Raw genomic sequence first — 23775 nt, 5'->3', positions numbered from 1 at the left:
GGCGCCGGAAATCGGCGCCGACAGCCGCGCCGCCTGGGAGGATCTGGTCGGGATCGACGGCATCGGCGCGACTGTCGCCGTGTCGCTGGTCTCCGCCTTCGCGCAGGAGACCGAGCGGGCCTCGATCGACCGGCTGGCGGCGGAGCTCGCCATCCAGCGCGTCGAACGCCCGCAGGCCGAAGGCAGCCCGATCGCGGGCAAGACAACGGCTGCATCTGCTGCACCGTGGCCGAGGATTTCGTCCCCGCCATCGAAGGCCTGCTGGCGCGCGAGCCCGCNCCCCGACCATATCGTCATCGAAACCTCCGGCCTCGCCCTGCCGCAGCCCTTGGTGCGGGCGTTCCAGTGGCCTGCGATCCGCACCCGCGTCACCGTCGACGGCGTCGTGACCGTGGTCGACGGCCCTGCGCTGAGCGAAGGCCGCTTCGCCGCCGACGAGGCAGCGGTTGATCGCCAGCGCGCTCAGGACGAGGGGCTGGATCACGAGACGCCTCTTTCCGAGCTCTTCGCCGACCAGCTGGCCTGCGCCGACATGGTGCTGGTGAACAAGTCCGATCTTCTGGACGATGCCGGGTCCGTGGTCGCCTCTGTCCATGAGCGTGTCCGGAAGGGCGTGCAGGTGATCCCGACCGCGAAGGGCGCTGTCGATCCGGGCGTGCTTCTGGGGCTAGACATGGGGGCCGAGGACGACATGGAGGCGCGCCACGAGCTGCACCACCNATCACCATCATCATGACGATCATGACGATGATCACGACGACCATGATCACCATCANTCATCACGACCACGGACATGACGAGTTCGAAAGCTTCGTCGTCGTGCTGCCCGAGATCGCGGACGCGAAATCGCTGGAGGCCCGCGTCGCCGAGGCAATCGCGGCCCATGACCTGCTCCGGGTGAAGGGCTTTGCCGCGGTGAAGGGCAAGCCGATGCGGCTGGTGCTGCAGGCGGTCGGTCCGCGCATCGACACGCATTTCGACCGGCCCTTCGCGGCAGGCGAGGCGCGTGCCACGCGGCTGGTGGTGATCGGCCTCTCCGGCCTCGACCGCGCAGCCATCTCGGCAACCCTCGGCGCCGTCACCGAGCNCCGCCTGATGCACNCTGCTGGCCGCNAACGCCCGGAGCCGTCAATGACGGCTCCGANACCCGTCGATCCGGGCCAGACCCCGGCAGATNGTCATCTTTCTCTCGGCNCGCCGATACCGAGCTGGCCGCGCTTTCCGAGGCGCGGGGCCAGATGGCGGCACCGCCGGGACTGCGGCTGGCGAACATGGGCTGGCTGAGCCATCCGTTCACGGTCGACACCTATATCGACGACACNCTGTTCGGGCGCGAANGCTGGTGGTGGCCCGCNGTGCTGGGCGGGGCGGCCTATTTCCGCTNACGCGNGCCGAACAGCTTTCGGCGCGGCTCGGCGAGGCCGGGATTAGGCTTGCGCTCCTGCCCGGTGACGACAAGCCGGACGAGGAACTGTTTACGCTCTCGACGGTCTCCCGGGAGGATTGGGAACAGCTCTGGGGCTACATGGTCGAAGGCGGCCCGGCGAATGCCGCAGGATTCCTCGAGCTCTGCGCCCACATGACCGGGCAGGGCGAGCGGCCCGCGCCGGCCCTGCCGCTCCTGCGCGCCGGGTTCTACTGGCCGGGCTCGGGCATCGCCGATGCGTCGGAGGTGAAGCGCTATTGGACCGAAGGCGCGCCGGTCGTCGCGCTGGTGTTCTACCGGGCGCTGGTCGCGGGGGCGGGGCTCCATCCGATCGGCCAGCTGGTCAAGACGCTGCTCAGGCGCGGGTTGAATCCGCTGCCCGTCTTCGTCGCCTCGCTGAAGGACCCGGTCAGCATCGCGACGCTCGAGGGCATCTTTGCCGATGCGCCGCCGGACCTGATCCTGAACGCGACCTCCTTCGCCGTCTCCTCGCCCGATCCCGCCCGCTGGCAGGGCGAGCGGCCTGCGACGGTGCTCGACGCCACCGGCGCGCCGGTGCTGCAGGTGGTGCTGTCGGGCGCCTCGGGGCAGGCCTGGCTCGAGTCGGTGCGCGGGCTTTCCGCGCGCGACGTGGCGATGAACGTGGCGCTTCCCGAGGTCGACGGCAGGGTGATGACCCGGGCGGTCAGCTTCAAGGACGAGGCCTATTTCGACGAAGCCACCGAATGCATGATCGCCACCTATCGCGGCCTGATGGACCGGGTGGGCTTCGTGGTCGATCTGGCCGAGAACTGGATCAAACTGCGCCGCGCTGCGCCGGCCGAGCGCCGCGTTGCGCTGGTGCTGGCGAACTACCCGAACAAGGACGGGCGGCTGGCCAATGGCGTCGGCCTCGATACGCCCGCTGCGANCCGTCGGCGTGCTGAAGGCGCTGTCGGCGGCCGNGATACNGCCTTGNGAGAATGNCGCCGGAGGACGGCGCCGCGCTGATGGCAGACGTGCTGGCCGNGGCCGACCAACTGGCTGACCGACNCGGGCCGAGCGGACAGGCGGCGTGCGNGCTGCCGATGGATGCCTACCGCGCCTGGTATGACGCGCTNGCCTTGGGAGACGAAGCTGAAGATCGAGNGAGCGCTGGGGCGCGCCCGAGACCGATCCCTTCGTCGAGGACGGCGCCTTCGCGCTGTCGATCCTCGAATACGGCAATGTCGTGGTCGGCGTGCAGCCCGCGCGCGGCTACAACATCGATCCCGAGGACNACCTATCACGCGCCGGATCTGGTGCCGCCGCATGGCTATCTCGCCTTCTACCTGTGGCTGCGCGGGCCGTTCGGCGCCCATGCGATCGTGCATATGGGCAAGCACGGCAACCTCGAATGGCTGCCCGGCAAGGCGCTGGCGCTGAGCTCGGAATGCTTCCCCGAGGTGGCGCTCGGCCCGGTGCCGCATGTCTATCCCTTCATCGTCAACGATCCGGGCGAGCGACAGCTCGATCACGTCATCCTCGGCGCAGCCCTCGATGCCGCAGCCCTTGAGGATGCCGCCATCGACGCCCAGATCGCCGAATTCGTTGATCACCAGCGCGATCCGCTTGCCGCCTGCATTCTGGATGAGATGGCGGATCAGCGTGGTCTTGCCGGCCCCGAGAAAGCCGGTGACGACGGTCGCGGGAATCTTCTGGGCCATGGGGCACCTCCTTCTTGGGTCCGGCGCATTTGCCGGTCCCGACCGAGGCGTGTCAAGCAAGCCCTTCGATCCAGTCCGCCGCCTCCCGTGCCGAAGTGCAGAGCTGCCCCAGAGGCAGCGGCGGCGGCGCGACGAGCAGCACCTCGAGCCCCAGATCGCGGGCGGCGTCGAGCTTGTCCCGCGCCGGGCCGCCGGAATTCTTCGCCACCAGATGGGTGACGGCGAGATCGCGGAAGAGCGCGCGCTCGGCCGCGCAGCCGCCCGGGCAGAAGCCGCCAAGGCGCCGGGGTCCGGCGCAAGAAAGGAAGAGAAAGATGAAAACGAATTTTGCCGCCATCGCCGCCCTCGCCCTTGCCGCAACGGGCTTTGCCGCAAGCGCCGATGCCTCCGACCAGCTGGCCCGCTCGCTGGGCGTCGCCCCGGGCGCCTACAGCACCGCCGAACTCGTGCAGCTGCGCAATGCCCGCGAGCAGGGCGACTGGACGCGGGTGGCCTTCATCGAAAGCAAGGTCGCGCCTTCGGCCGCTGCCGCAGAGCAGGCTGCGCTGAAGACCGCCGCCGAGAAGGATGACGTCCAGCGCCTCGCCTTCCTGCAAGGCGCCGGCGTGACCGCCTCGCGGGACGCCGCCGCCGTCTCGGCCAATGCCCAGCTGGCCCGTGCCATCGGCGTGGCGCCGGGCGAGTTCGGCAGCGCTGCGCTGGCATCGGGCTACCTGCATGCCACCAGCCTCGACCGGCATTGATCCCGGTCCGGTTTCAGGCCTGCGCAAGCGCCCTCCGGGGCGCTTTTGCGTGTCTGGAAGGCGGTGAAGGACAGAGGTCGATAATCCAAGATTACCGGACATGAAGGAGACCGGCAGGAGGTGGCGCTTTGGAGAAAAATTGACGGACATAGCGCCGCCCCTGCCGATGAAGCGCCGTCTGGCTATGATGGCTCCCCGTCCCTGGAGTGGAAACCGACCACGTTGCCTGCCCCTTGCAGCCCCGCGATCTGCGCCTCGAGGTTGCGGATCTTCTCTTCCAGTTCGGCCTTGTCGGTCTTCCAGCGCAGGGCCTGGGCAGAGACCTGCTTCAGGGCTTGCTCGTAATAGCGGAGCGTGTCCTGCCGCAGTTTTCCGGCCTCGGCCTTGGTCGTGGCCGAACGCTTCGACAAGGCCCGCAGCCGGTCCTGCACGATCTTTCGCAAGCTCTTGTTGCGCGCGTTGCGCAGATAGCTCTCGCTCAGGCCTGCGCGCCGCAGCACCTCGGCCTGGGACAGCCTGCACGGCTTATCGCGATCCTCGGGATCGGGATAGAAGCCGTGCTCGGCGATTTCCGCTTCGATCTTGCCGAGCGCCGAGAGGAGAGCTGTCCGGGCATCCTCTTGGCGCCGGTGGTGGTAGCTGGCCAGAGCTGCGCCGTCTTGTCCTGTCATGTCATCTCCAGCAGGTTTTCCAGTTTGCGGCGGGTGTCATCCGGGAGGACTGAGAAGTTGCGGGGATCGCAGTCCTCCAGGGCCGCCCTCAGGCGCGGATCGCCAAGGAAGGCATCGAGCACTTGCCCGAACGGAGCCAGATTGGCGAGGATCTGTCCCTGGAGATAGGCGCGGTGCCCGGGGTCTGTCTCGCCAGAGAGGGCCTCCAGCGCGTCTGCGACGGCATCCCTGCGGTCTTTCGCGGCGGCCGCGGTTTCCAGCCGGAAGATGCACCCGGCATTGCAGGCTCCTATGTCGCGCTGGCCGGCGACCCTGCTGCAGAGCCCGGTTTGTTTCGAGTCCGCTGTGCAGTAGCGGCCGGGCCCCACGAGTTGCAGCGACGGGATGAGCGTTGCGAGGAGTCCGGGGTCGTCTTCTCCCACCTGGTCTGCCATCATCCGGGCCTGAAGATCCTCCCTGGCGATCCGCAGCCCGTCGGCAGCAGGCCCGCCGCAGTCATCGAGTTCGCTGGCGATCTCCTTGCGGCGCAGGTGCAGGATCTCGTGGCGCACCCGGTCGGCGTCCCGTCGGAAATCTGGATCGGCGAGCATGTAGCCCAGCGTGACTTCGATGTCGCGGTGTCCGAGAACGTCGTAGAGGACACCGCTCGCGCCCTCGAGGCAGAGACCGGCCAGGCGCGCCATGGTCTTGCGGTAGCGGTGCGGGGAGAGGTCTCCGTCGATTTCGGCGAGGGGCGTGCCGTCGCGGGTGCGGACAGCGCGCCCGAATCTGAGAATTCGCTTGCCCAGGCCCGAGATGTCCGGCCGGCTTTTCGGGTCCGTCGACCAGAGGTAGGGGCCATCCTGTGCCAGAGTGCAAAGCAGGCTCTGCTGCCGCCGGACGGCCGCCACGCCGTGACTGGCCAGCGGCCATTGCCGAACCTGCCCCGCGGGATTTTCGCTTTCCTTGTAGGTGAGGCCGGCGATGTGGCGGTACCCGGCGAAGGGGACCAGGGGGTCCCGGCCGAGGGTGACGAGTTCGGAGTGGCGCGCAGCGGTCATTGCCGCCAGGATCTGCGCATTGGCGATTTCGCACAGCCGCAGCAGGAAACGGACGCTGTTCAACGTCGCCACCGGCCAAGCGGACGCCAGGACCGTTTGCCTGCCCTCGCCGTCAATCAGGAAGCCGTTGGCGAAGGCATATCCCGGCGTGAGGATCTTTCCGCGCCACCGTGACAGGCGGCGCTTCCTGCATGCACGAACCGCGTCAGCACCGCGTCGGCCACGTTCATCGGCGGCAACTGCGGAAATCTCCCGGTAGCATGCCTCGAGGTCCGACTGGATGGAGGCCAAAAAGAAGCAGGCGCCCAGAATTTCGCTGAAGGCGGCATCGCAGAACGGCTGGATCGGATCATGTTCCCTTTTCTTCTTGGGGACATCCCCTGCGGGCCAGTCGTCGAATAGGCCGGCATTGAAGAGGGCGTTCAGCCGCGGAATGCATTTTGTTGCAAATGTCGGCTGGCTGTCGAGCAAGCGCCGGAACGCGTCGGGTGCCAGGGTCCGGAAAATGGCACCTCCATCCGGACAGCCGCTGCTGGCTGTCCGGCGCTGACCGGTCATTTCGATGGCCGTCTTGGCGGCACTCAGCATCGCCTTTGTCCGTGCCGCCCAGGTCGATATCGATGGCGGCTTCGAGATGCTCTTCCCGCCGCGCACGGTCTGGGTCAGATCGAGGAGGGCGATGCGCTTGAGGCGCCGGAGCATTTGCTCGGTCCTGGCGTCAGAGCGGCCCCAGCCCTGCAGGATTGCGGCGCGGAAGTCCACCGACCGCTGTCCTTGCGCGCGCTGGAAAGGCGGTACCATGTCTGCAGGTGCGAGGAAGACATCATCCTCCATCACGATGCCCGGAAACACCGGAAAATTGCGCAGCTCCTGCCAGGGCAGGCTCCAGCTCCGGCCGATTGGCACTGGGTGGCGGGTCAGCTCGCGGCGATGATCGTCCAGGCGTGCCTTCTGGTCATCAGGCATTGGCAGTACCTCCTGCGGCGGCCGGGTATTCGACCGCAATTTCGGCCGCGACGCGGGAAAGCGGGAATTCGTCGAAAATTTTCGCGGCTCCGGTTTTTAGCGCCTCGCGATGGCGGCCCATGGCTGCCTCGAAGGCGGCCCGCCGGTTCCGGCCCAGCCCGTCACGGACGATCTCGATCGTGTCCATTTCGCGGCGGAAGGAAGACGTCGCGAAACGTTCGGCCGGGAGGATCCTGGCCAGCTCCGAAAGTTCCGCAAGGCGGAGGGCGAGCGGCTCCAATGCTTCCAGCGTCAGGCTCGCATGGCGGCAGAGGGTGCAGCGCTGGACCATGCAGAGAGTGCCGGGAACATGTCCGGGCGCAAGCTCGGCCGGCGGATTGCGCGGGTCGGCACAAGCCAGGCGATCTCGCGAACGGAACGTCTGCAGGGAGGCCCGATCCTCTTCCGTCACTGCGTTTCGGACCGTTGCGGCAAGACGCAGCATGGTGGGATCGACGGTTCCGCCGCTTGCGGCTTCGGCCCCGAGCGCTTCCGTCATGCGCCGCCAGGCCGCGAACCGTTCCCTGATCTGGCGCTGCTGGCGGAGGTAGTGCCGCGTGGTCGAGACAGCCTTGTGGTGCAGTGCTTGCTGGACTGCAAAGATGTTGCCGCCGGACGTTTCGAAGACGTGGCTGGCATGGGCGTCGCGCAGGTCCGTCGGCTTGATCCTTGCGGTTGCGGCAACGAGGTCCGGGTCGTCCCGGTGGCGGGCCTCATCGATGGCGCAAGGGCGAATATGGGCGCGAAAAGCGCCCGATACCCAGGTGGTCACGCCGAGAACGCCGACCGCTTCGTGACCGAGGCCCTTTGAGTTGTAGTAAATCCAGGGCGACCGGAGTTTCCGCTCGATCATCGCAAGCTCGCGGGATGACGCTGCCGCCTGCAGGGAATCGGACAGAATTCTGGCACGGCGGGTCCTCAGGCTGTCGCGCAGGAATCTCGTCCGCTCCAGCTGAAATTTTATCACGGAAAAGGGGTGGTAACGGGACCGCTTCAGCGACAATGAGGATGCGAGCCGTCCTGTCTTCGGCCGGAGCGACAAGATTGCCGCCTGCCCGGCCTCCGCCTCGGATATTCCGTCGGAAGCGAAGATCGCGACGGTGCCGCGCCGGTCCTGGTCGCGCGAGAGATGTGCGCTGCGGTCGGAGTACCAGCCATTCCATTCCTCGAAAGCGGCATCCACCACGCAGATGCCCCGGACGTGATCGGTCCAGCCAGTATGGCATGAAACAAGCGTATGTCCTGCCACTGCGTCGGCGACACTGGGCGCATGCTCGCCCGCCAGGGAGGCGAAGTCCATGCCTGCGCCGCTCGTGTCGATCCGTTTGATGTCGGCTTGACTCAGGTCCCGCCCATCGACGATGCGCGACTGCATGCGTGCCCGCATCAGGACGGAGAGATTTGCGCGCGTTCGCCAGACGGACCCGGCGTCATCTTCGCTCGGGCCAGCATGGCGCGGGTCCATCCCGGTCCGGAGGGCCTCCTGCCCCCGCAGGTGGTACCACGTGCTCTCGTCCATGCCGCGCTTCGCGGCGGTATACACCATCTTCACGGCGCGTGGCTCCACGTCCATATGGTCGCTGATGTCGCGATCGGCCTCGATGGTCGGCCAGACGAGCGCAGGATCGAATGCGGGGTCTGTTTCCGAGATACGTGTGCGCGCCAAGAGCAGAAGTTTGAAGATGAAATTCAAGCATGTGATTTTCTCTCGGGATTTTCCGGCCTGCGAGAGGAGGAAACGGCGGAAGCTCTCGCCGTCGGCGGACTCGATGTCGGTCACGGAGGTGATGTCTCGGCCGAAATCTTGCGATTGACGGCCGAGAAACAGAAAGAACTTGCTGAGCTGGCCCTTCCTGCTTCGCACTGTTTTACTTGCATTTCCGCGGGTCAGCGCGCGGAAATGCGGCGCAATCTCGCCGATGAGCGCTGCACCGCAGCCGTCCCGGAAGGTCCGGAGGTCGACCTCGACGAGGATCTCTGCTGCATGCCGATGCGTCCAGACCAGCGGATCGTGCTCGTCATCGTCCCGGGACGGAGGCAAGTTCTTCCTGCGCGGCAATGTTGCGGAGAAACGCCTGTCGTCCTCAGATTTTCTGTACTTGCTCATCGCCTGCCTCCTCCTCAAGGGCGTCCAGAGAGATGGACCTCTGCAGCGAAATCCGGTCGGCCCCGACCGCGGTGCGGAGCCAGACAAGATACATTTCCGTTGTCCGTTTGCTCACATGGCCGAGAATTGGCCGGACGTACTGGTCTAGGAAGTCGCTCGCCATCGCCTCGATCATCGTGGCGGAAGGCGGCAAGGGGGACAGTCCGCCCCGGGCCCCAAGCAGTTCGAGCTCTGATTGCAGGCGGTCGAGGACCTGGTAGCACGCTCAGGCGTGCCGTCCGCAATGCGGACTCCAGCCCGCGAAAGGCACCGCGGAGCCATCGACCCAGAAATCATGCAGGCGCCTGTAAGAATAGCGTTTTCCCGTGACCGGAGACAGGAAGAGCTCTCTTGGATCCGGCTGCCCGGGGTGCTTCCGGCGGAAGGTGCGCAGCGCAATTTCGCGTCCGATCTTGCAGTAGGTCTGCAGCTCCGCGCACAGGGCGCGATCCATTTCGATCCAGCGGCGCTTGCCGCGCAGCTCGGGATCACCGGGAATGCGCTGCCCCTTCGTGCCGTACATGATCTCTACTTTCTCTTCCTCGGCGGAACCGGACTCCTCCGGCAGCTGATCGCGGCGGAACAAGAGCAATTCGCTAGCGCGCATGCCCGTGCCGAGAATCGTGCGGCACATGAGCGACGCGGTGATGCCGACGAGACCTGGGTGGGCGGCCCGTATGCCGGCGTCCCACTCCGCGAGTTCCCGGCGGCTCGGCAGCCGAAGCCCCTCGGGATGTGTCCGGACAGGGCTCGTGTTCGGAGCCCGGGGCTGTCCGAGGTCCGGAGAAGCTTGGTCGAGGGAAAGCAGGCCGTCTCGTTCGAATGGCGGACGCAAACCGCGGCAGGCGGCGAAGACGAGAAAATCGACGGCGATGTCCGTGCGCCGGCGGACAGTGCCCGCGGAAAGCGGGCGGCCGCGGGACGAATAGCTGCCGGTCTCCATCTGGTTCTGGTATGTGTCCTCGAGATCCGTGGGGCTCATTTCGCGCCAGTCGAGCTTGGCGCGCTCGCAATAAGTGATGAAGTTTTCGAGGTCGCGACCGTAGGAAAGCATTGAACTTGCGGATAGCCTTGAATGGAGCGCGTAGTCGCTGGCGCTCTCCTTCCGGCGGCGGGTCCAGTTCCCGGCTCCGAGCTGCATCAGGTAGTCGAGCGCTTCCTCGGCCAGCCGCCAGTCGGCTGACCAGATGACGGGGACGTGCTGGTACTTGCCGATCTCCAGCTCGTGGCATTTTTCCGCGCATGGCGAAATCAGGAAGGCCATCGCTGCCCTCGCGATTCTGATGTGCGGGATGGGGCGGCATGTCGATGCCGCAGGCCGGCGATCGCATCGCCGTCCGATTGAATGACGTCCATGTTTCGTTCCTTGTCCGGGCGCAGCCCGGCAGATTGCGCCCGGAGTCACCGAGCGCTGGAGCTTGACTTTGCAATCTGGCTGGGGAAGAGACGGACCGTCCTAGCGACAGCCTGGATCTTCCAGGTCGCCTCGGCACTGGTAGGACAGTGCCGAGGCAACTCTCACTTCACTTCAGTCTTTGTTTCGGCGTGTCCCTATCCTCCCCGCTCTGCGCTTCGGCCGGCCAGAGCAATCTGACGTCCTGGCCGAGGCGTGCCGCAATGTCGGCGCGGATCTTGCCCGACACTCTCTGGCTGCCGATGACCTGGGACACCATCGTGCGCCCGACGCCGAGCTCTTCGGCGAGTTCCGTCATGGTGATGCCTGCCCGCGCCAGGAGCACGTGCAGATACTGCTGGCGATCCGCCGGATCCCGGAGGTCAAAAGCCAGCGCTACTGTCGTGTTTGCGGGCATCGGTTCGCGTCCCTTGTGATTCGGTGCTGTTATCGGCCGGTTTTTCCGGCAGTGCAAGCGCAAATTGTCACTTTTTCTGCGCGGGCCCTGCCTGGGGTTCCGATGCGAGGATCGTGCCAGCTTTTTTTAATTACTTTTGCTATTTTTGGCCGCGAACCTCTGGTTATCCTGCAGAAATGGCATCTTGTGCACTGAACGTGCACAAGATGCCACCGGAACGAAGTGTCACCCTATAAGGTTCGGGGGGAATTCGTCTTTGTGCAATTAAAAAGTGACGAACGTCACTTTCTGTTCCGGAGGTTTTCGAACCCGGATACCCGAAAGTGAAACATGATTGCGCATCGTCTCCAAAACTCCCAATTTATTGAGAGCGGCTTCCGGTCTTCCTCTGGCCTGGCCGTTCCCGCCGAACGGATCTTCCAGCTGCTTTGCAGGTCGCGGAGGCCATCGCCCTTGCGTGCAGAGGAACGGTCTCGGGGTGCCGGGCGCAAAAGTTCGGGGGCGGTGCCCTCCGAGCCCGGCCTTGACCGGACGTAGCGGGATTTCCCGGTGTGCAGATAACGCCTGATATATGCGGCTGAAAACCGTTACATAATTGAAAAACAAGTGAAATTTTCTATGTAGCGCACTTCCGGACCGTGACGTGGCATCCCGGGATCCGAAGCGTCGGGCCGTCCCGGCAGACGCCCCTCGGCCTGGCTGCCATCGGCAAGGGAAGCAACGCGATCATGCACTTGCAAGGCGCTGCGGCCGTGGTGCTCAACTTCGCCCGCCCGGATCGGTCCGAAGGAAAAGTTTCGCGGAAAGCGAAGGTCGACTATAATTTCATTTTCGAGCTGTTGGCTTGAATTGCGCCACGGCCCCGAAGTTGGTGTCATTATACACGCAATTCCGCGTGCGGGGAGAGGTTCTCGCCGGGAAAGCCGGGCCGGAGGGCTTTGCCTTCCGTTCAGGCAACTGCACCGTCCCGGCTCGGCGGCCCGTGCCCGGGCGGAGCTTGCGATCGGCCATTCGCGGCAGTGGAAGGTCCCCTCTCTCGATCGAGGGGGACGCTGGGGCGGGGCAGGGCCTGGAGGCTGCGGTCAGCGACCGTGAGATGGAACGCGGCGTGGCCGGCCGAGGGAGTCTCCGCCTGCGTCATCGTGCATGGCCGTCCCGGCGCGTCGCCCGGTCCTGGCGCCCGCAGCTGCCTTCGCGCCGGGCGCGGGTTGCCCTTGCCTCGGTCCGGCTGCCTTCGGCGCGTGCCGGGACAAGGGCAACCCGGAGGCCGTCCTTGCCGAAGTTTCCCGGGTAGCCGGGATCTGCCAGAGCGCGGCTCTGACAGCCTCGCTGTCTTCTGCCCTTGCCGGCTGATCCGCTTGCAGCCCTCCGGCACCGGTCGTTTCGGCTGCGGCGTTCCGATATCTTTCGCCCAGCTCCGCCAGGGCCTCGCCGAGCCCGGAGAAGCTGCGACTCTCCGCCTCGGCTTCCGCCTTCTGCGCCGCCCTGCGGCCCGCCCAGCCAAGGACCAGCGCTGCGCTGGCAAATGCGGCACCTGCGATGGCGATCGGGTCGATTGGCATCATGGTCTCCAGTCATGAACCGGCACAGTCTGCGGGGCGGGGCATCGCTCAGCCTAGCCGCAATCCGGTCCGGCGGGAACCGGCTGCTGCCGCGTCCCGGCCGGAAGGGAGGCCTCCCGCGCTTTCCGGGGCGGTCCAGGCACGGGAGCATGCGGCGTGCTCCGGGCATTCGCAGGGGGGCGGACTGGCATTCCCGGGAATGCGGCAGCCGGAGGACATCGCCGGGGTCAGGCCTCCTTCGAGCGACCGTCCGGCCTGAACTCTCGCGCTGCCCGTGCTATATCCAGCGGAGCAATGCTTCCCGGAGAACGGCCGTGACAGAAAGCGCAGACGGAAGGGCCCCGGAAATTGCGCGTCTTTACCTCGATTTCGACAGCTTCTTCGCCTCGGCCGAGCAGCATTTCAACCCGTCGCTCCGCGGAAAACCGGTGGGCGTGGTGCCGCTCGACTCCCCACATACCAGCTGCATCGCCGTCAGCCGCGAGGCCAAGGCGCGGGGCGTGAAGTCGGGCTTCTCGGTCAAGGCGGCGCGGCAGGTCATCCCGGACATGATCTTCGTCATCGCCCGCCACGACGTCTATGTCCGCCTCCACAAGCGCATCCTCGTCGTCGTCGACACCATCCTGCCGGTCGCCGAGGTGCGGTCTATTGACGAGATGGTCTGCGCCCTCCTGCCCGAGGAGGCGCGGCAGGGCGCGGTGCTGGCACTCCGCATCAAGGCGGCGCTGGCCGAGGCCTTCAGCCCGGTCCTGACCTGCTCGATCGGCATGGCGTCGACCGAGTTGCTGGCCAAGATCGGCGCGGAGATGCACAAGCCGGACGGCATCGCGGTGATCCGCAGCACCGACCTGCCGGAGCGGCTGGCCGGGCTGGATCTCGCCGCGCTGCCCGGCATCTCGAAGGGCATGCAGGCCCGGCTCGCCGCGGCCGGGGTGACAGATTTCCCGGCGCTCTGGCGGCTGGCGCCGAAGCAGGCCCGCGCGATCTGGGGCAATGTCGAGGGCGAACGCTTCTGGAACGGGCTGCACGGCCACCATTCCGAGCGCCCGGAGACGGCGAAGAGCATGTTCGGCCACAGCCGCAACCTGCCGCGGGACTGGCGCACGCCCGAGCGCATCGCGGCCTGCGCACGGCAGCTGGCGCTGGGTCGGGGCGGCGCTCGGGCCGGAGGAGGAGCGCGCGGTGCTGGCCTTCTTCTCCTCGCCGCAGGGCGGGCGCATCGTCGAGCTGGAAATCTCGGCGCGCCGCGCGCTGCTCGAAGACGGCGTCGAGGAAGCCAGCCTGGCGCGGGTCGGCCAGCTCGAGGCCGAGGGCGCGCCGTTCTACGGCCAGATCGAGCGCTTCGTCGAGGTGAACGGCCTGATCGATTCCAACGTGGCCGGGGCGCTGAATTCCAGCTTCGCCTTTCTCGACGGGCTGGGCCAGGGCATGGGGAGCGAGGGGCAGGGCGATCCGCTGGGCGACGTGATGGCCCAGGAGCCCGAGATCCGCGCCTCGACCACCGAATGGGTCTATTCCTTCGCCGCGCTGGCCTATGCGCCGCTGGACGCCGCGGAACTCGACGCCTATATCGCCTTCAGCGAGAGCGCGGCCGGGCAGGCCTTCAACGCGGCGCTGTTCTCGGCCTTCGACCAGATGTTCCTGGAGACCTCCCATGCCACCGGCAGGGCGCTCGGGGCGATGATGCTGTCGGAGGATCTCTGAGCCCCGGACTGCTTGACACAGCGGGGCTTTTCCTGCATCAGGCGGCTTCCCGTCGCAGTGGCGGGATTCTCACAGCCGTAAGGCACGCAGTCCGATGGTGCGTCAGCGCACGAACTCCGCTCCGCGGGACCTAAGGGCGCGAAACCGAAAAAGGGTAGACACGAACGCTTCGACGGCTACCAGATCGACACCGTCACCGTCGCCGGGCATTTCCTCGGCCGCGCGACCGGGATCGAAGAGATCGTCTTTGCCGACGGCACCGTCTGGGACCGGGCGGCGATCGCGGCGCGGCTGCGCGACGGGCGGTTCAACGCCATGGACGACCTCGTCCGCTTCGGCATCGAGGACGCGCCGCTGCTGATCGACCCGGCCGACCTGATCGCGAACGACGCCGAGACCGGCGCGGAAGAGCTCGAGCTACTCTCGGTGCAGGCTGCCGAATTCGGCACGGTCGCGCGCGCGGAAGACGGCCTGATCGAATTCCTCGGCGTGCAGGACCACAATGGCGACGCGTTCTTCGCCTATACCGTCCGCGATCCGCTGGGCCGCGAGTCGACCGCGCGGGTCGAGGTGAACCTGTCGCCGGTCAACGATGCGCCGGTGGCGATGGACGATCCGCTGGTCTACGGGCTCGAGGACGTGCCGCTGCGCATCCGCATCGAGAACCTGCTGGCCAATGACTACGATGTCGACGGCGATGCCGAAGCCGAGGGGCTGCGCATCGTTTCGGCGGAGCCGCTGGCCAATGCCGCGGGCGCGCCGCTGCGGCCCTACAAGGACAACGACTATGACGGCGACGCGACCGACGCGACCTGGCGGCTCGATGGGCAATATATCGAGCTCCTGTCGCGCCCGGACCATTTCGGCTTTGCGGGCTTCACCTATGTTCTGGCCGACAACAGCGGCGCCGAGGCGCGGGCGGATGTGGAGATCTACTTCGCCCCGGTGAACGACGCGCCACGGCTGAAGGGCCGCGCCGCCTCGGCCAAGCTGGAGGAGACCACCCGCTTCACCGTCGCCCAGCTGATGGATCAGGTCTACGACATCGAGGGCGACGAGGTCAGCTTCGTCGGCCTGCATCTCGGCGCGGACGGCAATGCCACCCGTAACGGTGCCGAGGTCTTTGACGCGGAGGCCGGGACGATCGACTACACGCCGGCCCAGCTCGGCAAGGCCTGGATCTCCTTCGACGTGATCGACGCGCGCGGCGCGGAGGCGGTGCTCGATTTCCAGATCGAGGTGCGGCCGCAGAACCTGCCGCCGGTCGCCCGCGACGACCGCGGCATCCGCGCGCTCGAAGACAGCACGATCGCCATCGACCCGGGCCTGCTGCTGGAGAATGACAGCGATCCGGACGGCGACCCGCTGAGCTTCGCGGGGGTCTACCGTTTCGCCGAGAACGGCAAGGTGCGGGTCCGCGAGGACGGGCTGATCGAGTTTGCGGTGCGGCGCGATTTCAACGGCACGGCGAGCTTCGAATATACCGTCAGCGACGGGCGCGGCAGCACCGACACGGCAACCGCCTACATCACCGTGCTGCCGGTCAATCATGGCCCGGAGCTGAGGAACGACGTGGTTGCCGGCCTCGAGGACGGGCCGCAATACGTGATCCCGGCCGAGGCCTTCGGCAATGACCGCGATCTCGACGGCGACGTGATCTTCTTCCGCGACACCGTATTCCTCGGCAATTTCGCCTACCGCTTCCAGTCGCCGGACTACACGGTGCGGGCGGCGGCGGCGGACAACACCGGCCTGCCCGGCTGGCTGGACTTCGACGCGGCGACGCTGACCTTCTCCGGCATGCTGCCCGAGGGCAGCGGCCCGGCCGAGGTGGCGGTCTTCGTCGAAGACCCCGCCGCCGATGCGGTCCATGCCTTCCGCTTCGCCTTCGGCGATGCCGATCAACTGGCGGCGGGCATCTCGGTCGCGGAAGAGGTCATGGGCGGGTTCCGCCTGCGCGAGGCCTATGGCTGGTCGCCGGATGCCGATGGCGACGGCGTGGCGGAGTTCGACATCTCGGCGGGCAGTTTCGCCGCCACCAGCCAGGGCGGACGGCCGCTGCCCGATTGGCTGGCCTTCGACGCGGCGGCGCGGCAACTGGCGCTGTCGGGCTTCGCCAGAGCATCGCCCGGCCCCGCGAACATGCCGACGAAACCGCGGCGCGGGTCGATGCGGCGGTGATCGCGGTCCTGAAGGAGGCGCAGGAGGCCGCGCGCCAGGTCATCGCCGGCCACCAGCCGCAGATCCGCGCGTTGGTGGCCGAGCTCGAGGCCCGCGAGGTTCTGGACAGCGCGCAGATCGCGGCCTGCCTCGGTCCCAAGGCCGGCAAACCGGCGGATTGATGCACGTTTCCGGGAGGCAGGCTGACTCGGCGGCGGAAATCGTCTAGGGTCCGGCTACCCGGGGTGCCTGGCTTCGTGACGGCCCGGCACGGCTCCGGGAAGGGAGGAGTGACCCATGGACATGAACCAGATTTCCCAGCATGCCCACGCGCTTTACCGGGCGCATGGCGACAGGGCCGAGGCGGAGGCAGCGCAGAAGAGCAAGCTCTGCGAAAGCCGCGGCGACATGGAGGAAGCCGAGGAGTGGAACGCCATCCGCGGCGCCATCCGCATGCTGCGCGGCCCGAACGAAAGCTGATCCGCGCCGCGGATCGCTGACCGGTCCGCGCCCCGGCGCGGATCTCCGGCGGCGCTCAGGTCCCGCCGCGCCGCTGCTTGCGCATGTCTCGGACCCTCGCCAGCGCCGCAGGCTGCGTCCACCGCCGGTCGCGGCATTGGCGAGGGTCACCGGAACGGCAAGGCTCTGCGCCTCCCCGGTATCGCCCCGCGAAACGGCGAAGCCGGGGTGAGGCGCCGACTTTCCGCCGCACAGCTCCGGAAGCGCGAGGACCGTCATGCCACGATCCGGTTGGGCCGTGCGGCCCATGGCGTCACCTTCCGGAAGCTTGCCAGCCACGGAAGGCCGTNTCGGTCNCCGGCCAGGTCTTCCAAGNCAAATGTGCCGCTGCCATCACAGGNTCGGTTGCATCGGAACGTAGCGCCGCCGCATGGCCGTTGCCGAAGGGCCAGTTCCGCCGGGCATCGGCGTGCCNGCGGATATCGNGCACTGCGCNACGGCCCTGTACAGCCTTCCGATNCAGGGCAATNCGCCTTGTCCCTCGATCAGCTGCCTCTGCGGGGAAGGGGGGACCTCGGGATGCCCCGCGAACCCTTGCCGCCGCCCCGCCGAGGCCGATGCCTCATCCCCGGCGTGCCCGGACCGGAGCCGCGGCGCGCCGCCCTGGAGGATGGCACCGTGGCCAGCCGACCGAATGGCGGTCCGGAAGCTCGCCGCACAGCTTTCCGTCTCCGGCCTGCCGTGTTACGGCCGCGCCCTGCTGGCCGGGTCGAAGAGGGGCGTCGCCGCAGTCCCGCATTCCGGCCAGACCGCGGCGCCGGGACGGGAAGGGCGCGGCTGGCGGCCCGACCTCGACATCTTTGCGGGGGGTCCAGCCGGGCTTTCGGGGGGCGGAAAATCACCCGCGACGGGCGAAAAACCGCGCCAAAGCAATTGGCGGGGCGGTAGCAGATCCCGTCGCGCGCGGCGGATTTCTGGGGGAGGGCGTCCATCATTGCCCCGGCCCGGGCGGCCGACGGCAGAGTCTCGGTCCGGCCCTCGGGGAGGAAGACGATGTTGGTGCCGAGCTTGGAAAGCGGCGCGTCCGAAGGAAGGCGGAAAAATCGCGCGCCATCGCCCATCCCATGACGATGCGCTGGAGAGGGCTGCCCGGGCCCGCGCCGGGCTTGCGGCACCGTCTATGCGGATGGCGCGGCCCCGGCAGCTCATCGCGAGCTCGCGGTCTTCGGACGCAGGCCGTCGGCACGGGTCCCGCCAATCACGATGCTCCGGGCGCTGGCGGTGCCGGCATTGCCGCCGATCTCGGGGAGGCCATGGTCGCCAGCTCGGAGATTGCCGTCGCGGTGCCGGGCTGAGACAGCGCGCCACATGCGGCTGCCGGACGGGCGGGTGCTGGAAGAAGGCGCGCTGGTCACGCTCGACGGCTCCGCGGGCGAGGTGCTCGACGGCGCGGCCGAGATGCTGGAACCGGCGCTCGGGGAGGCGTTCCAGACGCTGCTGGGCTGGGCGGACGAGGTCCGCGACATCGGCGTGCGGGTCAATGCCGACACGCCCGAGGATGCCCGGATCGCGCGGACCTTCAAGGCCGAGGGCATCGGCCTCTGCCGCACCGAGCACATGTTCTTCGACGACGACCGGCTGACCGTCATGCGCGAGATGATCTTCGCCGATGCGCCCGAGGACCGGGCCGATGCGCTGCGCCAGCTGCTGCCGATGCAGCGCGAGGATTTCACCCGGCTCTTCGAGATCATGGAGGGCCTGCCGGTCTGCATCCGGCTGTTCGACCCGCCGCTGCACGAATTCCTGCCGGCCGACCGGCAGGGGGTGGTCGACCTGGCCAATGCGCTCGGCCGCCCGGTCTCGGACGTGCAGGCGCGGATCGACTCGATGACCGAGTTCAACCCGATGCTCGGCCTGCGCGGCGTGCGCCTCGGCATCGCCGTGCCCGAGATCTACGAGATGCAGGTCCAGGCGATCTTCGAGGCGGTGATCGCCATGGCCGAAAACGGCACCGAGGTGGTCCCCGAGATCATGCTGCCGCTGGTGTCGGCGCAGCGCGAGGTCGAAATCCTGCAGAGCCGGATCGAGCAGGTCGCCGCCAAGGTCCGCGCCGAGCGCGGCTGTTCCTTCCACTACAAGCTGGGCGTGATGGTGGAGACGCCGCGCGCCGCGCTGAAGGCGCAGTCGATCGCCGAGCTCTGCTCCTTCATGAGCTTCGGCACCAACGATCTGACGCAGATGACCTACGGGCTGTCGCGCGACGATGCCGGGCGCTTCATGCAGACCTACGTCCAGCAGGGCGTCTTCAATGAGGACCCGTTCCACTACCTCGACAAGGAGGGCGTCGGCGAGCTCCTGCAGATCGGCGCGCAGCGCGGCCGGAAGGCAAATCCGCGAATCGTCCTGTCGATTTGCGGCGAACATGGCGGCACGGCTGATTCGATTGCCTTCGCCAGGGAGTGCGGTTTTAACTATGTTTCCTGTTCGCCGTTCCGTGTTCCGGTTGCCNCGGTTGGCAGGCGCCCATGCGGTTTTGACTCGACGATAACCCCGGAATTACGACAAATTCTTGACAGTCGGCAGAATCTCGCCGACGCTGATTTGTGGCCTTGGTGCCACAATCCGCGGAATGCGTACTTTTTGACGAGTATTGCATCTAGCGGCGCGTCTTTATACGCCCCGAGTCGTAATTGATCGACTTGGGTGAAATTGTCATGATACTGCGTGCATTGGCGACTCTGGCTGCTGTCCTTTCCGTGGGAAGCGCCGCAGCAGAGGTAACCTTGAGCACCTCGAATGACCCCTCTTTCGATTTCGGCACCGGGCTTGGCTCTGTCTTCGAGGCGGAGCGCGATATGCTCCTGTCGGACGGGGTTGTCCTGAGCGCGCTCACCGTGCGGCCGGTCCCCCGCGGGGAGCGCCAGCCGCGCTTCCGCCGGAAGGTCCAGTACACCCGCGACTGGCTGGCCGAGCAGACCGCGAAGGGCAAGGGCGCGGAATGGGAGTGCCTGTCCGAGGCGCTCTNATTTCGAGGCNGCGCGGCGAAGGTGTCAAAGGCCAGTTCGCCGTTGCCGAGGTGATCCTCAACCGGGTCAAGTCCAAGGCCTATCCGGACACGGTCTGCGGCGTGGTCAACCAGGGCACCGGCCGCAAGCATGCCTGCCAGTTCAGCTATGCCTGCGACGGGCTGGCCGAGCATATCGGCGAGAAGAAGGCCTGGAAGCAGGTCTCCAAGGTGGCGGCTCTGATGCTGAAGGGCGCCAAGAGCAACCTGACCGACGGTGCCACGCACTACCACACCCGCGCGGTCCGGCCGAACTGGGCCAGGGTCTTCCCGCGNCACCGCGTCGATCGGCGTGCATTACTTCTACCGGCAGTGACCCGNCGCCGCTGCGGCGGGGCTCCGCCGCGNGCATCGCGCTGCGGCAGTTCCGGCTTGCCTTGGCTGTCCGGCGGCAGGTAACTTGCCGGACCGGATNCAGGGTGTCCGGCCGATGGCGGCCGGGCGGGAAAGCGGGAGACTTGGGATGCGGAAGCTGTTCGGAACCGACGGGGTGCGCGGCCGCGCCAATAGCTACCCGATGACCGCCGAGATGGCGCTGCGCCTNCGGCGCGGCGGCCGGGCGCTATTTCCGCCGCGACGGCAAGGACACGCACCGCGTGGTGATCGGCAAGGACACCCGCCTGAGCTGCTACATGCTGGAGACCGCGCTGACCGCGGGTCTGACCTCGACCGGCATGAACGTGCTGCTCCTCGGTCCGGTGCCGACGCCGGCGGTGGGGATGCTGACCACCTCGATGCGCGCCGATCTGGGGATCATGATCTCGGCGAGCCACAACCCGCACGAAGATAACGGCATCAAGTTCTTCGGGCCGNGACGGCTNTCAAGCTGTCGGATGCGGCCGANAGAAGAGATCGAGNGCGCTGCTCGAGGCCGGCGTGGACCCGGNCCAAGCCCGAGAATATCGGCCNGCGCCAAGCGGATCGACGACGGCCGCTTCCGCTACCAGGAGCGGGTGAAGTCGACGCTGNCCGCACGGCATGACGCTGGAAGGGCTGAAGGTCGTGGTCGATTGCGCCNAACGGCGCCGCCTACCGCGCCGCGCCCGAGGTGCTGTGGGAGCTCGGCGNCCGAGGTGGTCCATGTCGGCGTCTCCCCGAACGGGCGCAACATCAATGACGGGGTCGGGTCCACCGCGCCGCAGGCCGCCGCCGAGGCGGTGCGCGCCCATGGCGCCGATGTCGGCATCTGCCTCGACGGCGATGCCGACCGCATCCTGATCCTCGACGAGACCGGCGCCCAGGCCGACGGCGACCAGCTCATGGCGCTGATGGCTGCCCGCTGGGCCGAGGAAGGGCGGCTCAAGGACGGCACGCTGGTGGCGACCGTCATGTCGAATCTCGGGCTGGAGCATTTCCTTGCCGCACGCGGGCTCAGCCTGCACCGCACTCCGGTCGGCGACCGCTACGTGGTCGAGGCAATGCGCCGCCACGGCTGGAACCTCGGCGGCGAGCAGTCCGGCCATATCGTGATGACCGACTATGCCACGACCGGTGACGGGCTGCTGGCGGGACTGCAGTTCCTCGCCGAGATGGTCCGCACCGGCCGCCGCGCCTCCGAGCTGGCACGGAGCTTCGAGCCCTGTCCGCAGCTCCTGAAGAATGTCCGCTACGCCGCGGGCAAGGCGCCGCTCGAGGCCGAGGAGGTCAAGGCGGCGATTGCCGCGGCGGAGAAGCGCCTCGAAGGGCAGGGGCGCCTGCTGATCCGCAAGTCGGGGACCGAGCCGCTGATCCGCGTCATGGCGGAGCATGCCGACCCCGCGGTGCTCTCCGAAGTGGTCGAGGAACTGGCTGGCGCCGTGGAGCGCGCCGCCTGACCGCTCTTCGTGCAAGGGAGTCGGCCGCAATATATTGAATGTAAATAAAAATTTCCCCCACCGGGGAACCGGCAAGAGCCTGCCGGGTTGATCCTGCAGAACGGGTCGCGGTGCGGGGGAGGTCTCCGGCTGCTTCGTTCCCTACCAAGCAAGGTCAAATTACATGCGTAAAGTTGTGCTGGCAGCAATTGTCGCTGCCGCTCCCGCTGCTGCGTCCGCCGTTCCGGTCACCCCCGGCTCGCATCTGTCGTTCAGCGACGTTCTGGCGCCGGGCGGCACCGCCTCGTTCGAGTTCGAAGTGAACGAACCGGTGCTGATCGACGTGTCCTTCGCCCTGACCGGCACGCTGAACGATCTGCAGTCGCTGTCCTTCGATTACGGCGAAGGCATCATGACATTCGGTGCGGACGATTTCGACATCGACGATGTCGATCCGGAAGTCGCCTATCTCCAGCTGACCAACTGGCGGGCCGAAGATGACTTCACGATCTCGTTCTATGACGGCATTTCCGACACGGTGGCGATTGCCGGGACGCTCGACGCGGTTGCCGCTGCAGTGCCGATCCCGGCACCGGCGCTGCTGCTGATGGGCGGCCTCGCCGGGCTGGGCGCGCTGCGCCGCAAGCGCGCCGCCCGCGACGGCAAGCCGCGCGGCGAGCGCGGCGAGGGCGGCAAGCCCCGCGGCAAGGGCAAGCCCGGCGGCGGCAAGCGCGACTGGAACAAGGACGGCCCCCGCAAGGACCAGGGCGCCAAGGTCTATTCCGCCAAGCCGCAGCGCAAGGAAAAGGCCATTGATCCGGACAACCCCTTCGCGGCAGCGCTGATGGGGCTGAAGGACAAGAGCTGATGTCCGACGAGGCGCGCCTGCGGGTCGACAAATGGCTCTGGCAGGCGCGTTTCTTCAAGACCCGGGGGCTGGCCGCAGAGGTCTCGTCCTCGGGGCATCTGCGCCTCAACGGGGCGCATGTGAAGAAGTCCTCGCAAGCGGTGAAGCCCGGCGACACGCTGACCTTCCCTCAGGGTGGCCGGATCCGGGTGATCAAGGTGCTGGGCATCGGCACCCGCCGCGGCCCGGCCCCCGAGGCGCAGGCGCTCTACGAGGACATGACCCCGGAACAGCCGCGCGACGAGTCCGCGCCCGCGGCCGGAGCCGCTCCCAGCCGCCGCGAGCGGGAACAGGCGCGTGCCCTCAAACGTTCCGCGCTTGAATGACCGGGACCAAGGCCTTAAGGACCGGACTGATCAATCGAGAGAGTCCATGACCTACGTCGTCACCGAAAACTGTATCGCTTGCAAGTACACCGACTGCGTCGAAGTCTGCCCCGTGGATTGTTTCTACGAGGGCGAGAACACGCTCGTCATCCATCCCGACGAATGCATCGACTGCGGCGTCTGCGAGCCGGAATGCCCCGCCGATGCGATCCGTCCCGACACCGAGCCGGGCATGGAGAAATGGGTCGAGTTCAACCGCAAGTACAGCGAACTCTGGCCGGTCATCGTCGAGAAGAAGGATCCGATGCCCGACGCCGCCACGCATGACGGCGAAGAGGGCAAGATGGAGAAGTACTTCTCCGAGGCTCCGGGCGCGGGCAGCTGAGATTCGCCGATCCGGGAGATTCGCTCTGGTTTGCCCGGAAAAAGCGCTCTAAGACTGGACTGGCATCGCGGAGCGTCCGCGATGCCGGCGGAAATGCCTTGAAAACCGGCGCATCGTCTCCGGCCGTCCCCATTTTGGGGTGACATGGCCGGTATGCCTGCGCCGGGACTTTTTTTCCTGCCCATTTTTTGCTATACAGTGCGGCACAAACGAGTCCCGTCTCAGCGGCCGGCACAATTGTGCGGTCGTTTTTTTGCCCTGTGCGTCCCGGTTGCGGCGAATGTTTTTGTGCCGGAAGGGGAACAGGGGGCCGGGAATGCTGGGGAAAGCCGAGGAATATACCGCGATGAGCAAAGCGAAGATGTCTGAATTCCGCCCGAACGACTACGTCGTCTACCCGGCCCATGGAGTGGGGCAGATCGTATCGATCGAGGAACAGGACATTGCCGGCATCACGCTGGAACTGTTCGTGATCTCTTTTGAAAAGGACAAGATGACCCTGCGTGTCCCGACGGCCAAGGCGGCCGAGGTCGGCATGCGTTCGCTCTCCAGCCCCGATGTCGTGACCAAGGCGATGGACACGCTGCGCGGGAAGGCCAAGGTCAAGCGGGCCATGTGGTCCCGCCGCGCCCAGGAATACGAGCAGAAGATCAATTCCGGCGACCTGATCTCGATTGCCGAAGTTGTCCGCGACCTGCACCGCGCCGACGACCAGCGCGAGCAGTCCTATTCCGAGCGCCAGCTCTACGAAGCCGCCCTGGAGCGCCTGACCCGCGAAGTCGCTGCCGTCTCCGGCACTGACGAGGGCTCGGCCCAGAAAACCGTCGGCGAGGTTCTGGTCGGCCGCGCCGCCTGATCTTCCTGACATAAGATTTCATCAAAGGGGCC

17 protein-coding genes and 7 pseudogenes are annotated in these 23775 nt (G+C 67.0%); 17 read left to right on the top strand and 7 right to left on the bottom strand.

Annotated elements, in window-relative coordinates:
• Positions 1 to 204 precede the first annotated feature (204 nt).
• From cobW to C7T91_RS34920, 3 genes and pseudogenes are all read left to right on the top strand, one after another.
• A pseudogene (gene cobW / locus C7T91_RS06600) lies at positions 205 to 1077 on the top strand (cobalamin biosynthesis protein CobW); the annotation flags it as partial.
• A gap of 448 nt (positions 1078 to 1525) precedes the next feature.
• Entirely contained in the window at positions 1526 to 2416 is an 891-nt protein-coding gene (locus C7T91_RS37760; protein WP_456237836.1) for a cobaltochelatase subunit CobN, read from the top strand.
• 193 nt (positions 2417 to 2609) lie between these two features.
• Complete coding sequence (locus C7T91_RS34920; protein ID WP_330848828.1) at positions 2610 to 2960, top strand: hypothetical protein; 351 nt, start codon at positions 2610 to 2612, stop codon at positions 2958 to 2960.
• Here C7T91_RS34920 and C7T91_RS06590 read toward each other — a convergent pair.
• Both C7T91_RS06590 and C7T91_RS06585 read right to left on the bottom strand, forming a co-directional pair.
• A pseudogene (locus C7T91_RS06590) lies at positions 2908 to 3111 on the bottom strand (GTP-binding protein); the annotation flags it as partial. The gene C7T91_RS34920 and the pseudogene C7T91_RS06590 sit on opposite strands and share 53 nt — an antisense overlap.
• 52 nt (positions 3112 to 3163) lie before the next feature.
• Positions 3164 to 3448, bottom strand: coding sequence for a precorrin-6A/cobalt-precorrin-6A reductase (locus tag C7T91_RS06585; RefSeq protein WP_108258581.1), 285 nt, complete (start codon positions 3446 to 3448; stop codon positions 3164 to 3166).
• Here C7T91_RS06585 and C7T91_RS06580 point away from each other — a divergent pair.
• Positions 3426 to 3854 (top strand): hypothetical protein, encoded by a 429-nt coding sequence (locus C7T91_RS06580; RefSeq protein WP_145962801.1) that lies wholly within the window; start codon positions 3426 to 3428, stop codon positions 3852 to 3854. The two genes, C7T91_RS06585 and C7T91_RS06580, sit on opposite strands and share 23 nt — an antisense overlap.
• 182 nt (positions 3855 to 4036) lie before the next feature.
• Here C7T91_RS06580 and C7T91_RS06575 read toward each other — a convergent pair whose 3' ends face one another.
• The 5 genes from C7T91_RS06575 to C7T91_RS06550 all read right to left on the bottom strand — a co-directional run bounded on the left by C7T91_RS06575 (position 4037) and on the right by C7T91_RS06550 (position 10527).
• Positions 4037 to 4525, bottom strand: a complete 489-nt coding sequence (locus tag C7T91_RS06575) for a hypothetical protein (protein WP_108258579.1) — start codon at positions 4523 to 4525, stop codon at positions 4037 to 4039.
• Positions 4522 to 6531 (bottom strand): site-specific integrase, encoded by a 2010-nt coding sequence (locus tag C7T91_RS06570; protein ID WP_108258578.1) that lies wholly within the window; start codon positions 6529 to 6531, stop codon positions 4522 to 4524. The genes C7T91_RS06575 and C7T91_RS06570 overlap by 4 nt, the downstream gene beginning before the upstream one ends.
• Positions 6524 to 8677: a hypothetical protein gene (locus C7T91_RS06565; RefSeq protein ID WP_145962800.1), complete on the bottom strand. Its 2154-nt coding sequence runs from the start codon at positions 8675 to 8677 to the stop codon at positions 6524 to 6526. The genes C7T91_RS06570 and C7T91_RS06565 overlap by 8 nt, the downstream gene beginning before the upstream one ends.
• Positions 8678 to 8942: 265 nt before the next feature.
• Positions 8943 to 9980, bottom strand: a complete 1038-nt coding sequence (locus tag C7T91_RS06555; protein WP_108258575.1) for a site-specific integrase — start codon at positions 9978 to 9980, stop codon at positions 8943 to 8945.
• A 259-nt stretch (positions 9981 to 10239) separates the two neighbouring features.
• Positions 10240 to 10527: a helix-turn-helix domain-containing protein gene (locus C7T91_RS06550; RefSeq protein ID WP_108258574.1), complete on the bottom strand. Its 288-nt coding sequence runs from the start codon at positions 10525 to 10527 to the stop codon at positions 10240 to 10242.
• Positions 10528 to 12052: 1525 nt separating this feature from the next.
• On the opposite strand from C7T91_RS06550, the pseudogene C7T91_RS34915 reads away from it, so the two are divergent.
• From C7T91_RS34915 to C7T91_RS06485, 13 genes and pseudogenes are all read left to right on the top strand, one after another.
• Positions 12053 to 12832, top strand: a pseudogene (locus C7T91_RS34915) (Y-family DNA polymerase); the annotation flags it as partial.
• Positions 12833 to 13271: 439 nt separating this feature from the next.
• Complete coding sequence (locus C7T91_RS06540) at positions 13272 to 13793, top strand: hypothetical protein (protein ID WP_161555773.1); 522 nt, start codon at positions 13272 to 13274, stop codon at positions 13791 to 13793.
• A 183-nt stretch (positions 13794 to 13976) separates the two neighbouring features.
• Positions 13977 to 14027 (top strand): annotated as a pseudogene (locus C7T91_RS39135) (hypothetical protein); the annotation flags it as partial.
• Between the two features lie 81 nt (positions 14028 to 14108).
• The gene (locus tag C7T91_RS06530; protein WP_108258572.1) at positions 14109 to 15974 is read left to right on the top strand and encodes a tandem-95 repeat protein; all 1866 of its coding nucleotides are present in this window, start codon (positions 14109 to 14111) and stop codon (positions 15972 to 15974) included.
• Positions 15971 to 16135 (top strand): hypothetical protein, encoded by a 165-nt coding sequence (locus C7T91_RS32280; protein ID WP_161555772.1) that lies wholly within the window; start codon positions 15971 to 15973, stop codon positions 16133 to 16135. The genes C7T91_RS06530 and C7T91_RS32280 overlap by 4 nt, the downstream gene beginning before the upstream one ends.
• 115 nt (positions 16136 to 16250) lie before the next feature.
• Positions 16251 to 16433 carry a hypothetical protein gene (locus C7T91_RS06525; protein WP_108258571.1) on the top strand — a complete coding sequence of 61 codons (183 nt, stop codon included), beginning with the start codon at positions 16251 to 16253 and terminating at the stop codon, positions 16431 to 16433.
• Between the two features lie 1350 nt (positions 16434 to 17783).
• Positions 17784 to 18960 (top strand): annotated as a pseudogene (locus tag C7T91_RS06515) (putative PEP-binding protein); the annotation flags it as partial.
• 166 nt (positions 18961 to 19126) lie between these two features.
• A pseudogene (locus C7T91_RS06510) lies at positions 19127 to 19792 on the top strand (cell wall hydrolase).
• A 147-nt stretch (positions 19793 to 19939) separates the two neighbouring features.
• A pseudogene (gene glmM / locus C7T91_RS06505) lies at positions 19940 to 21290 on the top strand (phosphoglucosamine mutase).
• 163 nt (positions 21291 to 21453) lie between these two features.
• Positions 21454 to 22137: a VPLPA-CTERM sorting domain-containing protein gene (locus C7T91_RS38370; RefSeq protein ID WP_108258569.1), complete on the top strand. Its 684-nt coding sequence runs from the start codon at positions 21454 to 21456 to the stop codon at positions 22135 to 22137.
• Positions 22137 to 22502: an RNA-binding S4 domain-containing protein gene (locus C7T91_RS06495; RefSeq protein ID WP_108258568.1), complete on the top strand. Its 366-nt coding sequence runs from the start codon at positions 22137 to 22139 to the stop codon at positions 22500 to 22502. The genes C7T91_RS38370 and C7T91_RS06495 overlap by 1 nt, the downstream gene beginning before the upstream one ends.
• A gap of 46 nt (positions 22503 to 22548) precedes the next feature.
• Positions 22549 to 22887, top strand: coding sequence for a ferredoxin FdxA (fdxA, locus tag C7T91_RS06490; RefSeq protein WP_108258567.1), 339 nt, complete (start codon positions 22549 to 22551; stop codon positions 22885 to 22887).
• A 346-nt stretch (positions 22888 to 23233) separates the two neighbouring features.
• Positions 23234 to 23743 carry a CarD family transcriptional regulator gene (locus C7T91_RS06485; RefSeq protein WP_108258842.1) on the top strand — a complete coding sequence of 170 codons (510 nt, stop codon included), beginning with the start codon at positions 23234 to 23236 and terminating at the stop codon, positions 23741 to 23743.
• The last annotated feature ends 32 nt before the right edge of the window (positions 23744 to 23775 follow it).

The organism is Mangrovicoccus ximenensis, from assembly GCF_003056725.1.
GTDB classification, from domain to species: domain Bacteria; phylum Pseudomonadota; class Alphaproteobacteria; order Rhodobacterales; family Rhodobacteraceae; genus Mangrovicoccus; species Mangrovicoccus ximenensis.
This window is presented reverse-complemented; position numbering and strand designations above follow the sequence as displayed.

Bases quoted from the DNA above. Each gene is read 5' to 3' on its own strand.
- C7T91_RS06580 (WP_145962801.1), top strand. From the start codon at position 3,426: ATGAAAACGAATTTTGCCGCCATCGCCGCCCTCGCCCTTGCCGCAACG.
- C7T91_RS06585 (WP_108258581.1), bottom strand. From the start codon at position 3,448: ATGGCGGCAAAATTCGTTTTCATCTTTCTCTTCCTTTCTTGCGCCGGA.
- C7T91_RS06575 (WP_108258579.1), bottom strand. From the start codon at position 4,525: ATGACAGGACAAGACGGCGCAGCTCTGGCCAGCTACCACCACCGGCGC.
- C7T91_RS06570 (WP_108258578.1), bottom strand. From the start codon at position 6,531: ATGCCTGATGACCAGAAGGCACGCCTGGACGATCATCGCCGCGAGCTG.
- C7T91_RS06565 (WP_145962800.1), bottom strand. From the start codon at position 8,677: ATGAGCAAGTACAGAAAATCTGAGGACGACAGGCGTTTCTCCGCAACA.
- C7T91_RS06555 (WP_108258575.1), bottom strand. From the start codon at position 9,980: ATGGCCTTCCTGATTTCGCCATGCGCGGAAAAATGCCACGAGCTGGAG.
- C7T91_RS06550 (WP_108258574.1), bottom strand. From the start codon at position 10,527: ATGCCCGCAAACACGACAGTAGCGCTGGCTTTTGACCTCCGGGATCCG.
- C7T91_RS06530 (WP_108258572.1), top strand. From the start codon at position 14,109: ATGGACGACCTCGTCCGCTTCGGCATCGAGGACGCGCCGCTGCTGATC.
- C7T91_RS06525 (WP_108258571.1), top strand. From the start codon at position 16,251: ATGGACATGAACCAGATTTCCCAGCATGCCCACGCGCTTTACCGGGCG.
- C7T91_RS38370 (WP_108258569.1), top strand. From the start codon at position 21,454: ATGCGTAAAGTTGTGCTGGCAGCAATTGTCGCTGCCGCTCCCGCTGCT.
- C7T91_RS06495 (WP_108258568.1), top strand. From the start codon at position 22,137: ATGTCCGACGAGGCGCGCCTGCGGGTCGACAAATGGCTCTGGCAGGCG.
- fdxA (WP_108258567.1), top strand. From the start codon at position 22,549: ATGACCTACGTCGTCACCGAAAACTGTATCGCTTGCAAGTACACCGAC.
- C7T91_RS06485 (WP_108258842.1), top strand. From the start codon at position 23,234: ATGAGCAAAGCGAAGATGTCTGAATTCCGCCCGAACGACTACGTCGTC.